Annotated in this window: 14 protein-coding genes; 6 read left to right on the forward strand and 8 right to left on the reverse strand. The window is 69.1% G+C overall.

What is annotated here, in order from left to right; genetic code table 11:
- Positions 1-25 precede the first annotated feature (25 nt).
- From katG to ubiA, 3 genes are all read left to right on the forward strand, one after another.
- The gene (katG, locus tag KY49_RS01985) at positions 26-2,212 is read left to right on the forward strand and encodes a catalase/peroxidase HPI (RefSeq protein WP_042583148.1); all 2,187 of its coding nucleotides are present in this window, start codon (positions 26-28) and stop codon (positions 2,210-2,212) included.
- 118 nt (positions 2,213-2,330) lie between these two features.
- The gene (locus KY49_RS37995) at positions 2,331-2,495 is read left to right on the forward strand and encodes a hypothetical protein (RefSeq protein WP_088500461.1); all 165 of its coding nucleotides are present in this window, start codon (positions 2,331-2,333) and stop codon (positions 2,493-2,495) included.
- Between the two features lie 134 nt (positions 2,496-2,629).
- On the forward strand, positions 2,630-3,493 hold the full coding sequence (gene ubiA / locus KY49_RS01995; RefSeq protein ID WP_042583150.1) for a 4-hydroxybenzoate octaprenyltransferase: 864 nt from the start codon (positions 2,630-2,632) through the stop codon (positions 3,491-3,493).
- Between the two features lie 132 nt (positions 3,494-3,625).
- On the opposite strand, the gene proC is transcribed toward ubiA, so the two are convergent.
- From proC to KY49_RS36775, 7 genes are all read right to left on the reverse strand, one after another.
- Positions 3,626-4,438, reverse strand: coding sequence for a pyrroline-5-carboxylate reductase (gene proC / locus KY49_RS02000; protein ID WP_042583151.1), 813 nt, complete (start codon positions 4,436-4,438; stop codon positions 3,626-3,628).
- A 22-nt stretch (positions 4,439-4,460) separates the two neighbouring features.
- Complete coding sequence (locus KY49_RS02005; protein ID WP_042584509.1) at positions 4,461-5,159, reverse strand: YggS family pyridoxal phosphate-dependent enzyme; 699 nt, start codon at positions 5,157-5,159, stop codon at positions 4,461-4,463.
- A gap of 87 nt (positions 5,160-5,246) precedes the next feature.
- Complete coding sequence (gene glcF, locus KY49_RS02010; protein ID WP_042583152.1) at positions 5,247-6,473, reverse strand: glycolate oxidase subunit GlcF; 1,227 nt, start codon at positions 6,471-6,473, stop codon at positions 5,247-5,249.
- Between the two features lies 1 nt (position 6,474).
- A complete protein-coding gene (glcE, locus tag KY49_RS02015; RefSeq protein WP_010091426.1) occupies positions 6,475-7,563 on the reverse strand; it encodes a glycolate oxidase subunit GlcE in 1,089 nt (362 codons plus the stop codon).
- A 117-nt stretch (positions 7,564-7,680) separates the two neighbouring features.
- Complete coding sequence (locus KY49_RS02020) at positions 7,681-9,171, reverse strand: FAD-linked oxidase C-terminal domain-containing protein (protein WP_042583153.1); 1,491 nt, start codon at positions 9,169-9,171, stop codon at positions 7,681-7,683.
- Positions 9,172-9,187: 16 nt separating this feature from the next.
- Positions 9,188-10,606: an FAD-binding oxidoreductase gene (locus KY49_RS02025; RefSeq protein ID WP_042583154.1), complete on the reverse strand. Its 1,419-nt coding sequence runs from the start codon at positions 10,604-10,606 to the stop codon at positions 9,188-9,190.
- A complete protein-coding gene (locus KY49_RS36775; RefSeq protein WP_156162412.1) occupies positions 10,603-10,827 on the reverse strand; it encodes a hypothetical protein in 225 nt (74 codons plus the stop codon). The genes KY49_RS02025 and KY49_RS36775 overlap by 4 nt, the downstream gene beginning before the upstream one ends.
- A gap of 48 nt (positions 10,828-10,875) precedes the next feature.
- On the opposite strand from KY49_RS36775, the gene KY49_RS02030 reads away from it, so the two are divergent.
- Positions 10,876-11,427: a cob(I)yrinic acid a,c-diamide adenosyltransferase gene (locus KY49_RS02030; RefSeq protein ID WP_042583155.1), complete on the forward strand. Its 552-nt coding sequence runs from the start codon at positions 10,876-10,878 to the stop codon at positions 11,425-11,427.
- A 112-nt stretch (positions 11,428-11,539) separates the two neighbouring features.
- Positions 11,540-12,748 carry an NO-inducible flavohemoprotein gene (gene hmpA / locus KY49_RS02035; protein WP_042583156.1) on the forward strand — a complete coding sequence of 403 codons (1,209 nt, stop codon included), beginning with the start codon at positions 11,540-11,542 and terminating at the stop codon, positions 12,746-12,748.
- Between the two features lie 106 nt (positions 12,749-12,854).
- On the opposite strand, the gene aroG is transcribed toward hmpA, so the two are convergent.
- Positions 12,855-13,928: a 3-deoxy-7-phosphoheptulonate synthase AroG gene (gene aroG, locus KY49_RS02040; protein WP_042583157.1), complete on the reverse strand. Its 1,074-nt coding sequence runs from the start codon at positions 13,926-13,928 to the stop codon at positions 12,855-12,857.
- Between aroG and KY49_RS38000 the strand changes: the two genes are divergently transcribed.
- Positions 13,927-14,214, forward strand: a complete 288-nt coding sequence (locus tag KY49_RS38000; protein ID WP_175551904.1) for a hypothetical protein — start codon at positions 13,927-13,929, stop codon at positions 14,212-14,214. The genes aroG and KY49_RS38000 overlap by 2 nt on opposite strands.
- The last annotated feature ends 87 nt before the right edge of the window (positions 14,215-14,301 follow it).

Raw genomic sequence — 14,301 nt, forward strand, 5'->3', positions numbered from 1 at the left:
TGCAGATGATCATAGGAGAAGACGCATGTCGACTGAAAGCAAGTGCCCGTTCCATCAAACCGCAGCCGGCGGCACGTCGAACAAGGACTGGTGGCCCGAACAGCTGAACCTGGACATTCTGCACCGGCATGCGTCGGTGTCCGATCCGATGGAGGCGGATTTCGACTATGCCGAAGCATTCAAGAAGCTCGACTTCGCGGCGCTCAAGCAGGACCTCCGCGCGCTGATGACGATGTCGCAGGACTGGTGGCCGGCCGACTTCGGCCACTACGGCGGCCTGTTCATCCGCATGGCGTGGCACAGCGCCGGCACGTACCGCACGGGCGACGGCCGCGGCGGCGCGGGCGGCGGCCAGCAGCGCTTCGCCCCGCTCAACAGCTGGCCCGACAACGGCAACCTCGACAAGGCGCGCCGGCTGCTGTGGCCGATCAAGCAGAAGTACGGCCGCAACATCTCGTGGGCCGACCTGATGATCCTCGCCGGCAACGTCGCGCTCGAATCGATGGGCTTCAAGACCTTCGGCTACGCGGGCGGCCGTGCGGACACGTGGGAACCGGACGACGTCTACTGGGGTTCGGAGAAGATCTGGCTGGAGCTGAGCGGCGGCCCGAACAGCCGCTACTCGGGCGACCGTGACCTCGAGAACCCGCTGGCCGCCGTGCAGATGGGCCTGATCTACGTGAACCCGGAAGGCCCGGACGGCAACCCCGACCCGATCGCCGCGGCGCGCGACATTCGCGAGACCTTCGCGCGGATGGCGATGAACGACGAGGAAACGGTCGCGCTGATCGCGGGCGGCCATACGTTCGGCAAGACCCACGGCGCGGGGCCCGCGTCGAACGTCGGCGCCGAGCCGGAGGCTGCGGCCATCGAGGAGCAGGGGCTCGGCTGGAAGAGCAGCTACGGCACCGGCAAGGGCAAGGACGCGATCACGAGCGGGCTGGAAGTCACGTGGACGACCACGCCGACGCAGTGGAGCCACAACTTCTTCGAGAACCTGTTCGGCTACGAATGGGAGCTGACGAAGAGCCCGGCCGGCGCGCACCAGTGGGTTGCGAAGGGCGCCGACGCGGTGATTCCGGATGCATTCGATCCGTCGAAGAAGCACCTGCCGACGATGCTGACGACGGACCTGTCGCTGCGCTTCGATCCGGCCTACGAAAAGATCGCGCGGCGCTTCTACGAGAACCCGGACCAGTTCGCCGACGCGTTCGCCCGGGCGTGGTTCAAGCTGACGCACCGCGACATGGGCCCGCGCGCACGCTATCTCGGCCCGGAAGTGCCGGCTGAGGCGCTGCTGTGGCAAGACCCGGTTCCGGCCGTCGACCACGAGCTGATCGACGACGCCGATGCAGCCGCCCTGAAGGCGAAGATTCTCGCGTCGGGCCTGTCCGTGTCGCAGCTGGTGTCGACCGCGTGGGCGTCGGCGTCGACGTTCCGCGGCTCCGACAAGCGCGGCGGCGCGAACGGCGCGCGCATTCGCCTTGCGCCGCAGAAGGACTGGGAAGCGAACCAGCCCGCGCAGCTCGCGAAGGTGCTGGCGACGCTCGAAGGCATCCGCAGCGCGTTCAACGACGCGCAGACGGGCGGCAAGCAGGTGTCGCTCGCGGACCTGATCGTGCTGGCCGGCGCCGCGGGCGTCGAGCAGGCGGCGAAGAACGCGGGCCAGACGGTGACGGTGCCGTTCGCGCCGGGTCGCACGGACGCGTCGCAGGAGCAGACCGATGTCGACGCGATGGCGGTGCTCGAGCCGCACGCGGACGGCTTCCGCAACTACGTGAAGGGCAAGTACCGGGTGCCGGCCGAAGCGCTGCTGGTCGACAAGGCGCAACTGCTGACGCTGAGCGCGCCGGAAATGACGGTGCTGCTGGGCGGGCTGCGCGTGCTGGGCGCGAACGTCGGGCAGAGCGCGCATGGCGTGTTCACGCACCGGCCGGAGGCGCTGACCAACGACTTCTTCGTGAACCTGCTCGACATGGGCACCGAGTGGAAGCCGGTCTCGGCCGACAACGACGTGTTCGAAGGGCGCGATCGCGCGACGGGCAAGGTGAAGTGGACCGGCACGCGCGTGGATCTGGTGTTCGGCTCGCACTCGCAGTTGCGGGCGCTGGCCGAGGTCTACGGCAGCGCGGATGCGCAGGAGAAGTTCGTGCGCGACTTCGTCGCGGTCTGGAACAAGGTGATGAACCTCGATCGCTTCGATCTCGCGTAATCGCGACGCCTCGCTGTTGACGCACTGACGGCGGGTAACGGGGAAACGGCCGGTCGCGAGACCGGCCGTTTTCGTCTGACGGATGGATTTTGTCGTTCTGTTTGAAGGAGTCACGATCATGACGCAATTGATGATGGATATGCGCGTCGCGCTCGCCGCGCCGGTGACGCGCGCGCCTGCGGCCGCGCTGCGGCGCTTCGTCGGCTTCGCGATCGCCGGCAGCGGCGCGGCCGTGCTGGTCGCGCAGGCGCTGCACCACGTCGCCGCCGTCGCGGCCGGTTGAGCGCGCGAGCCCGTTTCGCTCGAGAGGGCCGATCACGATCCCCGCTGCGCGGGCGCCGGGCGCGAGCCGCCCCGACATGACGCGAACCGCTGCCCGGCTCTAAAATGCCGGGGTTATCTTCCCGGTGCTTCGCCATGCTCGCCCGCTTTCCCCTGTATCTGCGGCTCGTCCGGATGGACAAGCCGATCGGCAGCCTGCTGCTGCTCTGGCCGACGCTCAACGCGCTGTGGATCGCGTCGAACGGCCAGCCGCGCTGGTCGCTGCTCGTGATCTTCGCGCTCGGCACGCTGCTGATGCGATCGGCCGGCTGCGCGATCAACGACTACGCCGACCGCGACTTCGACCGTCACGTGAAGCGCACGGCCGATCGTCCGCTGACGTCCGGCAAGATCCGGGCGTGGGAAGCGATCGCGATCGCGGTCGGGCTGGCGCTCGTCGCGTTCCTGCTGATCCTGCCGCTCAATATGCTGACGAAGGAGCTGTCGGTCGTCGCGGTGATCGTCGCGGGCACCTATCCGTTCATGAAGCGCTTCTTCGCGATCCCGCAGGCGTACCTGGGCATCGCGTTCGGCTTCGGCATTCCGATGGCGTTCGCGGCCGTGCAGGACACGGTGCCGATGCTCGCGTGGGTCATGCTTATCGCGAACGTGTTCTGGTCGGTCGCCTACGACACCGAATACGCGATGGTCGATCGCGACGACGACATCAAGATCGGCATCCGCACGTCGGCGCTCACGTTCGGCCGCTTCGACGTCGCGGCGGTGATGGCATGCTATGCGGCCACGCTCGGCATCTACGTGTGGGTCGGGCTGACGCTCGGCTTCGGCCTCGTCTACTGGGCGGGGTGGGCGGCGGCGGCCGGCTGCGCGGTGTATCACTACACGCTGATCAAGGATCGCGAGCGGATGCCGTGCTTCGCCGCATTCCGGCACAACAACTGGCTCGGCGGCGTGCTGTTCGCCGGGATCGCCGCGCATTACGCGGTGGCCGGGCTCTGAGCGCCGGTGACGGCGGCGCATTCTGCGCCGGAAAAAGAGAAAGCGGCCCGCGGGCCGCTTTTCTGTTTGCGCGAAGGGGCGAGCGGGGGGCGGAGCCGCAACCGCCGCGCACGTTCCGCCCGCACGTTCCATTTAGTCGCGCCCGAGCTCGTCGCCCATTTCCTTCGCGCGCGCCTCGGCCGCGAGCGCGCCGCGCACGATCGCTTCCTTGACCCCTTGCGCGTCGAACGACGCGAGCGCGGCCGCCGTCGTGCCGCCCTTCGACGTCACGCGTTCGCGCAGCACGCTGGCCGGCTCGCCGGATTGCGCGGCGAGCTGCGCGGCGCCCGTGAACGTCGCGACCGCGAGCGCGCGGCCCTGCTCGTCGTTCAGCCCGAGGCGGCGCGCCGCTTCCTGCAGCGCTTCGATGAAATAGAACACGTATGCGGGGCCGCTGCCCGAGATCGCGGTGACCGCGTCGAGCTGCGACTCGTCGTCGAACCAGACGATCTCGCCGACCGCGCCGAGCACGTTCGACGCCAGTTCGCGGCCCGCCGCGTCGACGCCCGGCAGCGCGGCGAGCCCCGTCACGCCCATGCCGACGAGCGCCGGCGTGTTCGGCATCGTGCGCACGACGCGCGGATAGCTGCCGAGCCAGCGCGCGAGGTCCGCGCCGCGGATGCCGGCCGCGATGCTGATCACGAGCTGCGACTTCAGATGCGGCGCGAGCGCCTGCGCGACGTCCTTCAGCACTTGCGGTTTCACTGCGAGCACGATCGCGTCGTAATCCGCGAGCGTCGCGTCGATGGCCGCGCCGGTGCGGATGCCGAATTGCTGCGCGGCGCGCGCGCGGACGTCTTCGTTGACGTCGATCGCGTACAGGCCGTCCGCGCCGACGCCGCGCTTGACGAGGCCGCCGATCAATGCCGCGGCCATGTTGCCGCCGCCGATGAATGCAATCTTCATGATGTCGGGAATGAGAAGTGGATCAATGGGAATAGTCGCGCGCGCCGAAGATCGCGGTGCCGACCCGCACGATCGTCGCGCCTTCGAGCACGGCCGCCTCGAGATCGGCGGACATGCCCATCGACAGCGTATCGAGCGGCAGCCCATCCGCGCGCAGCGCGTCGAACAGCGCGCGCAGCGCGCGATGCGGCGCGCGCTGCGCGTCGGCGTCGCCCGCGGGTTCGGGGATCGCCATCAGGCCGCGCAGCCGCAGCGACGGCAGCGCGGCCACCGCGTGCGCGACCTCGGCGACGTCGGCCGGCGCGACGCCGCTCTTCGACGCCTCGCCGCTGATGTTCACCTGCACGCACACGTTGAGCGGCGGCAGGTGCGCGGGCCGCTGCTCGGCGAGCCGCTGCGCGATCTTCAGCCGGTCGATCGAATGCACCCAGTCGAAGCGTTCCGCGACGGGGCGCGTCTTGTTCGACTGCAGCGGCCCGATGAAATGCCATTCGAGCGCCGCGCGCAGATCGGCGAGCGCGTCGATCTTGTCGATCGACTCCTGCACGTAGTTCTCGCCGAACGCGCGCTGGCCGGCTGCGTGCGCGGCGCGCACCGCATCGGCGGGGAAGGTCTTCGAGACGGCGAGCAGCGTGACGGCGGCGGGGTCGCGCCCGGCCGCGCGGGCGGCGTCGGCGATGCGGCGGTGGACGGATTCGAGGCGAACGGCGAGGTCGGACATGACGGGCACGAGAGCAGGCACGGGAGCGGTCGCGCCGCCGGCGCGCGGCGCTTGGATGCGCATCATTATACGGACGCGGTGCCCGTTCTAGCCGTACAGCAGGTGCTCGACCAGCTGGACCCAGTGCGCGACCGGAATCGGCGTGCCGCTTTGCAGGTGCGCGATGCAGCCGACGTTCGCGGAGACGATCATCTGCGGCTCGAGCGCCTGCAGATTCGCGAGCTTCTGCTTGCGCAGCTTGTACGACAGCGACGGCTGCGTCAGCGAATAGGTGCCGGCCGAGCCGCAGCACAGGTGGCTGTCGGCAGGCAGGCGCACGTCGATGCCGAGCGTCTCGAGCAGCCGCTCGACCTTGCCGCGCGACTGCTGGCCGTGCTGCAGCGTGCACGGCGGGTGGTAGGCGACGGTATGGATTGCGCGGCGCCGCGCGAGCGTCGCGAGCTCGGCCTCGAACGCGAGCAGCACGTCGGACACGTCGCGCGTCAGCGCGACGATGCGCTGCGCCTTCTCCGCATAGGCCGGATCGTCGCGCAGCAGGTGCGCGTATTCGAGCACCGTCGCACCGCAGCCGGACGCGTTCATCACGATCGCCTCGACGCCCTGTTCGACGTAGGGCCACCACGCGTCGATGTTGCGGCGCGCGTCGTCGAGCGCCTCGTCGTGATAGTTCAGATGCAGCCGGATCGCGCCGCAGCAGCCGGCCTCGGGCGCGACGACGGTCTCGACGCCGAGCGCGTCGAGCACGCGCGCGGTCGCGATGTTGATGTTCGGCAGCATCGACGGCTGCACGCAGCCGGCCAGCATCAGCATCTTGCGGGGATGGGTGCGGTTCGGCCATTCGAGCAGCTTCGTGCGCGGCGGCACCTTGTCGCGCAGGCGCTTCGGCAGCAGCGGCCGCACGTGCTGGCCGAGCCGCATCACCGGCGAGAACAGCGCGCTGTTCGGCACGAAGCTCGCGAGCGCTCGGCGCACGAGCCGCTGCGACAGCGGGCGCCGCACCTGCGCCTCGACGTGCTTGCGGCCGATCTCGACGAGGCGGCCGTACTGGACGCCGGACGGGCAGGTCGTCTCGCAGCTGCGGCACGTGAGGCAGCGGTCGAGATGCTGTTGCGTGCTGCGCGTCACGGGCGCGCCCTCGACCATCTGCTTGATCAGGTAGATGCGCCCGCGCGGGCCGTCGAGCTCGTCGCCGAGCAGCTGGTAGGTCGGGCAGGTCGCGGTGCAAAACCCGCAATGCACGCACTTGCGCAGGATCGCGTCGGCTTCGTCGCCGTCGGGCGTATTGCGGATGAAATCGGCGAGGTTCGTCTGCATCTCAGAGATCGGGGTAGAGCCGGCCGCGGTTGAAGATGCGCGCCGGATCGAATGCCGCCTTCAGCCCGCGGTGGATTTTCATCAGCGGCGCGGGCAGCGGCGTGAACACGCCGGCGCTGCGGTCGTACGATTCGCCCGCGCGGAACAGCGTCGCATGGCCGCCCGCCTGTTTCGCGCTCATGCGGACGGTCTGCGCGTCGGCGTCGGTGATCCACCAGCGCTGCGCGCCGCCCCATTCCATCAGCTGGGTGCCCGGCAGGTGCATCGGCTCGGTGATGCTCGGCAGCGACAGGCGCCACAGCGCGAAGCCCGGCGGAATGCCGTTGAAGAACGGATCGGTGTGTTCGCGCAAGCCGGCCCAGAAGCGCTCGGCTTCGACCGCGTCGACGACTTCGCCGCCGAGCAGCGTCTTCGCGGCCTTCACCGCGGCCTCGGCGCCGGACAGGCGCAGCACGAGGGTGCCGTTGCGCCACGCGCTCGCGCTGACGGGCAGCGGGTGGCCGCCCCATTCGTTGAGCTTGCGCACCGCATCGGTCGCGCTCATCTCGAACTTCAGCGTGATTTCGGCGACGGGCACCGGCAGCACCTTGATCGACAGCTCGAGCATCAGCCCGAGCGTGCCGAGCGAGCCGGCCATCAGGCGCGACACGTCGTAGCCGGCGACGTTCTTCACGACCTGGCCGCCGAACCGCAGCACCTCGCCCCGGCCGTTCATCAGCTCGACGCCCAGCACGAAGTCGCGCGGCGCGCCGCAGGCTGCGCGCCGCGGGCCGGCGAGCCCCGCCGCGATGCAGCCGCCGACCGTGGCCGCGCGGCCGAAATGCGGCGGCTCGAACGGCAGCATCTGGCCGCGCTCGCCGAGGATGGCTTCGAGCTGCGCGAGCGGGGTGCCCGCGCGGACCGTGACGACGAGTTCGGCCGGGTCGTACGACACGATGCCGTGAAACGCGCGCGTATCGAGTATCTCGCCCTCGAGCGCCTGGCCGTACCAGTCCTTGGTGCCGCCGCCGCGCAGGCGCAGCGGCCGGCCGTCGGCGCTGGCCGCGCGAACGCGTTCGGCCCAGCCGGCGACGATGTCGTCCTCTTCCATGATCGGTTGTCGTTTCGTCTCGTGTCGTTGTCCGGTCGATTGTACCGGGGCCGCGCGAATGCACATCGCGACTATCCCTAAGCCCGATTGCGGCGGCGCGTGTGCCGCGCCGCCGGCTCAGAAGCGCGGCAGCTCGGGGTGCGGCAGCAGTCCGCCGCGCACGTGCTGGCGGCCGTATTCGGCGCAGCGCGCGCGGGTCGGGATGCCCTTGTCGGGATTGAGCAGCCCGGGCGGATCGAACGCGCGCTTGACCGCGAAGAACGCGTCGCGCTCCTGCGGCGAAAACTGCACGCACATCGAGTTGAGCTTCTCGACGCCGACGCCGTGCTCGCCCGTCACGGTGCCGCCGAATTCGACGCAGCACTCGAGGATGTCCGCGCCGAACAGCTCGGCGCGGTGCAGTTCGTCAGGATCGTTCGCGTTGTACAGGATCAGCGGATGCATGTTGCCGTCGCCCGCGTGGAACACGTTGATGCAGCGCAGCCCGTAACGCGCCTCCAGCTGCTCGATGCGCGCGAGCAGCGGCCCGATCGCGCGGCGCGGCACGGTGCCGTCCATGCAGTAATAGTCGGGGGAAATCCGCCCGGCGGCCGGAAACGCGTTCTTGCGGCCGGACCAGAAGCGCAGCCGCTCGCTTTCGTTGCGCGACACCTGGATGCGCGTCGCGCCGTGCTCGCGCAGGACCGCCGTCATCCGGACGATCTCCTCGGCGACTTCCTCGGGCGTGCCGTCCGATTCGCACAGCAGGATCGCCTTCGCGTCGAGGTCGTAGCCCGCGTGCGTGAACGTCTCGACCGCCTGCGTCGCCGGCTTGTCCATCATCTCGAGGCCGGCCGGGATGATCCCCGACGCGATGATCGCCGCGACCGCCTCGCCGCCCTTGACCACGTCGTCGAAGCTCGCCATCACGAGCTGCGCGGTCTGCGGTTTCGGGATCAGCCTCACCGTGACTTCGGTGACGATCGCGAACATGCCCTCGCTGCCGATCGTGACCGCGAGCAGGTCGAGGCCAGGCGTGTCGAGCGCGAGCGAGCCGAATTCGACGATTTCGCCTTCGATCGTCACCGCGCGCACGCGCATCACGTTGTGCACGGTCAGGCCGTACTTCAGGCAGTGCACGCCGCCGGAATTCTCGGCGACGTTGCCGCCGATCGTGCAGGCGATCTGCGACGACGGGTCGGGCGCGTAATACAGGCCGTACGGCGCGGCGGCCTCGGAGATCGCGAGATTGCGCACGCCGGGCTGCACGGTCGCGGTGCGCGCATACGGGTCGACCTCGACGATGCGCGTGAAGCGCGCGAGCGACAGCACGACGCCGAGCGAGATCGGCAGCGCGCCGCCCGACAGGCTCGTGCCCGCGCCGCGCGGCACGATCGGCACTTCCATGCGCCGGCAGATCTGCACGATGCGCTGCACCTGCGATTCCGTCTCGGGCAGCGCGACCGCGAGCGGCAGGCGCCGGTACGCGGACAGGCCGTCGCATTCGTATGGCGCGGTGTCTTCCTCGCGATACAGCAGGCAATGCGTCGGCAGCACGGCCATCAGCGCCTGCACGACTTCGCGCTGGCGCTGCGCGCGCATCTCGGCCGACAGTTCGGGGGCGTTCATGAGGTCTCCTGCGTGGTCAGCACGTGAAGATCTTGCCGGGATTCATCAGGTTGCGCGGGTCGAGCGCGAGCTTGATCGCGCGCATCGCGTCGATCGCGTCGTCGCCGTGCTCCTTCGGCAGGAAGCGCATCTTGTGCAGGCCGACGCCGTGCTCGCCCGTGCAGGTGCCGCCCATGCGCAGCGCGCGCTCGACGATCCGGTCGTTGATGCGTTCCGCTTCCTCGAGCTCCTCGGGCCGGTCGGGATCGATCAGGATCGCGACGTGGAAATTGCCGTCGCCGACGTGGCCGACGATCGGGCACGGCAGCGACGACGCGCGCAGGTCGGTCTCGGTTTCCTCGACGCACGCGGCGAGCTGCGAGATCGGCACGCAGACGTCGGTCGTCACCGCGCGGCAGCCGGGCTTCAGTTGCAGCATCGCGAAGAACGCGTTGTGGCGCGCGGCCCAGAGCCGGCTGCGGTCTTCGGGCCGGGTCGCCCATTCGAAGCCCTGGCCGTGGTTCTGGCCGGCGAGGGCCTCGACCAGTTCGGCCTGTTCTTTCACGCCGGCCTCGGTGCCGTGGAATTCGAAGAACAGCGTCGGCGCCTCGGCGAGCGTCAGGTTCGAGTGGCGGTTGATCGAGCGGATCGCGAGCGCATCGACGAATTCGACGCGCGCGATCGGCACGCCGATCTGGATGGTCTCGATCACCGTGCGCACCGCGTCGCCCATCGACGGGAACGTGCAGGTCGCGGCCGACACGGCCTCCGGCAGCGGGTGCAGGCGCAGCGTGATTTCGGTGATCACGCCGAGCGTGCCTTCGGAGCCGACGAACAGGCGCGTGAGGTCGTAGCCGGCCGACGACTTGCGCGCGCGCGAGCCGGTCTTCACGACGCGGCCGTCGGCGAGCACCGCGGTCAGGCCGAGCACGTTCTCGCGCATCGTGCCGTAGCGCACGGCGTTGGTGCCGGACGCGCGGGTCGCGGTCATGCCGCCGATGCTCGCGTCGGCGCCGGGATCGATCGGGAAGAACAGGCCCGTGTCGCGCAGCGCTTCATTGAGCGCCTTGCGCGTGATGCCGGGCTCGACGGTTACGGTCAGGTCTTCCGCGTTGATCGACAGCACGCGGTTCATTTCGGACAGGTCGAGCGACACGCCGCCGCGCACCGCGAGGAGGTGGCCCTCGAGCGACGAGCCCGCGCCGTACGGGATCAGCGGCACGCCGTAGAGCGCGCAGAGCGTGACGACCTGCCGGACGTCGTCGGCGCTGTGCGCGAACACGACCGCGTCGGGCAACTGCGGGTCGAACGGCGATTCGTCGCGGCCGTGATGCGTGCGCACCGCGTCGGCCGTCGACACGCGCTCGCCGAACGCGGCGCGCAGCGCATCGAGCAGGGCGGGGGGCAGGGGGCGGCGCGTTCCGGTCGGTGCGGCCGGCGGGGCGGGGTGATTCACGCAAGTCTCCTCTCGATCAGCATGGGCGCTTCGGCGCCGGGTGCGGTCCCATGCAAGGCTGCGAGCGCCTCGGCACCGGCAACCGGTCCCGCGCTTTGCGCCTGGTCCCGTGCAAGGTCCGACAGCTTGCCGGGCGGTACCGCGGCGGGGCGGTTGGCTTTCATTCTACGCTGGAACACCTGCTGCGAGCCGCGCGGCAGGCTGCGATAATCGGCTTGCAATGCAACCCTGGCCGCGCCGCGCCGCGGCCGAGCACGAGAGGACTTCGCATGGGCAACCGCTTGAGCAAGATCGCCACGCGCACCGGCGACGACGGCACCACCGGCCTCGGCGACGGCCGGCGCGTCGGCAAGGACGACGTGCGGATCGCCGCGATCGGCGACGTCGACGAACTGAATTCGACCCTCGGCGTGCTGCTCGCCGAAACGCTGCCCGACGACGTGCGCGCGGCGCTCGTCACGATCCAGCACGACCTGTTCGACCTGGGCGGCGAGCTGTGCATCCCGGGCCACACGGTGCTCGGCGATGCGCATCTCGCGCGCCTCGACCAGTGGCTGGCCGACTACAACGCGACGCTGCCGCCGCTGAAGGAATTCATCCTGCCAGCTGGTTCGCGCGCGGCGGCGCTCGCGCACGTGTGCCGGACCGTGTGCCGGCGCGCCGAGCGCGCGATCGTCGCGCTCGGCCGCGTCGAAACGCTGCAGGAGACGCCGCGCCGGTACGTGAACCGGCTGTCCGACCTGCTGTTCGTGCTCGCGCGCGTGCTGAACCGCGCGGACGGCGGCGCGGACGTGCTGTGGGAGCGCGGCCGGGCGACGTGACGGGCGCAGCAGTGGGGGAGCCGGCCCCCCATTGATGCGCTGCGACAATTTGCCCAAGCCGGCGCGGGATTTTAAAGATGTATTGTATGGGCATGTTTAACGGAGAACGAACATGACCCACATCACCGCCGACCAGATGGCCCGCGTGAAAGCCACCGCCCCCGTCCTCGCCGAGCACGGCGCGACGATCACGAAGCATTTCTACGGGCGCATGTTCGCGCGTCACCCCGAACTGAAGAACCTGTTCAACCAGACGCACCAGAAGACCGGCAGCCAGCCCGAGACGCTCGCGAAGGCGGTCTACGCGTATGCGGCGAACATCGACAACCTGGGGGCGCTCGGCGGTGCGGTGTCGCACATCGCGCACAAGCACGCAAGCCTGAACATCCGTCCCGAGCATTACCCGATCGTCGGCGAGAACCTGCTCGCGTCGATCGTCGAAGTGCTCGGCGACGCGGTCGATGCGGACACGCTCGAAGCGTGGCGCGTCGCTTACGGCCAGCTCGCGCAGATCCTGATCGGCGCCGAGGCGGACCTGTATGCGGGCGCGGCGTGGAGCGGCTTCCGTCCGTTCAAGGTCGCGCGCAAGGTGCGCGAGAGCGACGAGATCACGTCGTTCTACCTGACGCCGGCCGACGGCGGCGCAGCGCCGACGTTCGAACCGGGCCAGTACGTGACCGTGAAGCGCTTCGTCGGCGACCTGGGCGTCGATCAGCCGCGCCAGTACAGCCTGTCCGACGCGCCGAACGGCAAGTGGCTGCGCATTTCGGTGAAGCGCGAGGCGGGCCAGGCCGAGGCGATCCCGGCGGGCAAGGTGTCGACGCTGATGCACGACGGCGTCGAAGAGGGCGCGATCGTCGAGGTGACCGCGCCGATGGGCGAGTTCTCGCTGAAGCGCGACGTGCCGACGCCGGTCGTGCTGATCTCAGGCGGGGTCGGCCTCACGCCGATGGTGTCGATGGCGTCGACGCTGGTCGGGCAAGGCAGCCCGCGCGAAGTGCGCTTCATCCATGCGTGCCGTTCCGGCGCGGTGCACGCGTTTCGCGACTGGCTCAACGACACGGTGCGCGAGCACGCGAACGTCAAGCGGACCGTGCTGTACGAGCTGGTCGGGCCGAACGACCGCGCGGGCATCGACCACGATCTCGAAGGGCGGCTCACGCCGGAGCGCGTGAAGCACCATGCGCTGGTGCCGGACGCCGACTATTACATCTGCGGCCCGATCGCGTTCATGAAGGCGCAACGCGATGCGCTCGTCGCGCTGGGCGTCGCGCCGGAACGCGTGAATACCGAGATCTTCGGCTCGGGCGCGCTCGAATGACGCGTTGACGCTTCTCCCTCCCAAAGAACGGAAAAAGCCCGGCCTCTGTATGCCGGGCTTTTTTTCGCAGCGAACGGCGGCGGGCACCGCCCCCCTTCGTGCCGAATCAGTTCCCGCTGCCGCGCGCGACGCGCCGCGCCTTGACGGATTCCGCGAGGCCTTCGAGCACCTTGACGCTGTCTTCCCACGCGATGCACGCATCGGTGATGCTCTGGCCGTAGGTCAGCGGGCAGCCTTCCTTCAGGTCCTGGCGGCCTTCGACGAGGTGCGACTCGACCATCACGCCGACGATGCGCTCGTCGCCCGCCGCGATCTGGCGGCCGATGTCCGCGCACACCGGGATCTGGTTCTCGTGCTTCTTGGAGCTGTTCGCATGGCTCGCGTCGATCATCAGGCGCGCGGCGAGGCCCGCCTTGCCGATGTCCGCGCACGCGGCGTTCACGCTTTCCGCGTCGTAGTTCGGCGCCTTGCCGCCGCGCAGGATCACGTGGCAATCCTCGTTGCCGGCCGTCGACACGATTGCCGAGTGGCCGCCCTTCGTCACCGACAGGAAATGGTGCGGCTGCGACGACGCCTTGATCGCGTCGACCGCGATCTTCACGTTGCCGTCGGTGCCGTTCTTGAAGCCGACCGGGCACGACAGCCCCGACGCCAGCTCGCGGTGCACCTGCGATTCGGTCGTGCGCGCGCCGATCGCGCCCCACGAGATCAGGTCCGCGATGTACTGCGGGCTGATCATGTCGAGGTATTCGGTGCCGGCCGGCAGCCCCATCTCGTTGATGTGGAGCAGCAACTCGCGCGCGGTGCGCAGCCCTTCGTTGATCTTGAAGCTGTTGTCGAGGTGCGGATCGTTGATGAGCCCCTTCCAGCCGACCGTCGTGCGCGGCTTCTCGAAGTACACGCGCATCACGATTTCCAGCTCGTTCTTGAAGCGCTCGCGCTCCTTCACCAGCCGCCCCGCATACTCGAGCGCCGCTTTCGTGTCGTGGATCGAGCACGGCCCGATCACGACGATCAGCCGGTCGTCCATCCCGTGCAGGATCCGGTGCATCGACTGCCGCGCGTTGTAGATCAGCTCGGACGCGGCTTCGGAGCACGCGAACTCGCGGATCAGGTGGGCGGGCGGCGTCAGCTCCTTGAGTTCACGAATGCGGACGTCGTCGGTATTGTGCGGGGGCATGCTGTTTCTCCTTGATAGGGCTAGCCGTTCGGTCAGTGCGCGGGCGGCAAATTCATCAATTCAGGCAATTCAGTCGTTTCGGCCGGCGCGGCGGGACGGCTGCGGCGGCGACCGGGTGGCGAAGGGCGAAAAAAAACCGCCGGGTTCGCCGGCGGTTTTTTCGGGAATTTTGGTTGCGCTTTACGCGCCATCAACCCTCTCGATCCGCCAGCGGTCTGAGATGCCAAAAAAAGTAAAAGTAAAACTTGGCGGACATGACGGAAAGTTGGTTCGTCAAAAAAGTTGATTCGGAATTTATACCCGCTCGCCGCGCGGCTGGCAACCGGGGTCCGACAAAAATGCGGACATTCCGCGCGCTTTTTGCAAAATACGC

The sequence above is a fragment of the Burkholderia sp. MSHR3999 genome (genome assembly GCF_000833595.1).
Classification (GTDB): Bacteria; Pseudomonadota; Gammaproteobacteria; order Burkholderiales; family Burkholderiaceae; genus Burkholderia; species Burkholderia ubonensis.

Excerpts from the sequence above, each read along its gene's own strand:
- KY49_RS37995 (WP_088500461.1), top strand. The coding sequence starts at position 2,331 with ATGACGCAATTGATGATGGATATGCGCGTCGCGCTCGCCGCGCCGGTG.
- katG (WP_042583148.1), top strand. The coding sequence starts at position 26 with ATGTCGACTGAAAGCAAGTGCCCGTTCCATCAAACCGCAGCCGGCGGC.
- KY49_RS02030 (WP_042583155.1), top strand. The coding sequence starts at position 10,876 with ATGGGCAACCGCTTGAGCAAGATCGCCACGCGCACCGGCGACGACGGC.
- proC (WP_042583151.1), bottom strand. The coding sequence starts at position 4,438 with ATGAAGATTGCATTCATCGGCGGCGGCAACATGGCCGCGGCATTGATC.
- ubiA (WP_042583150.1), top strand. The coding sequence starts at position 2,630 with ATGCTCGCCCGCTTTCCCCTGTATCTGCGGCTCGTCCGGATGGACAAG.
- glcE (WP_010091426.1), bottom strand. The coding sequence starts at position 7,563 with ATGGAAGAGGACGACATCGTCGCCGGCTGGGCCGAACGCGTTCGCGCG.
- KY49_RS38000 (WP_175551904.1), top strand. The coding sequence starts at position 13,927 with ATGCTGTTTCTCCTTGATAGGGCTAGCCGTTCGGTCAGTGCGCGGGCG.
- KY49_RS02005 (WP_042584509.1), bottom strand. The coding sequence starts at position 5,159 with ATGTCCGACCTCGCCGTTCGCCTCGAATCCGTCCACCGCCGCATCGCC.
- hmpA (WP_042583156.1), top strand. The coding sequence starts at position 11,540 with ATGACCCACATCACCGCCGACCAGATGGCCCGCGTGAAAGCCACCGCC.
- glcF (WP_042583152.1), bottom strand. The coding sequence starts at position 6,473 with ATGCAGACGAACCTCGCCGATTTCATCCGCAATACGCCCGACGGCGAC.
- KY49_RS02020 (WP_042583153.1), bottom strand. The coding sequence starts at position 9,171 with ATGAACGCCCCCGAACTGTCGGCCGAGATGCGCGCGCAGCGCCAGCGC.
- aroG (WP_042583157.1), bottom strand. The coding sequence starts at position 13,928 with ATGCCCCCGCACAATACCGACGACGTCCGCATTCGTGAACTCAAGGAG.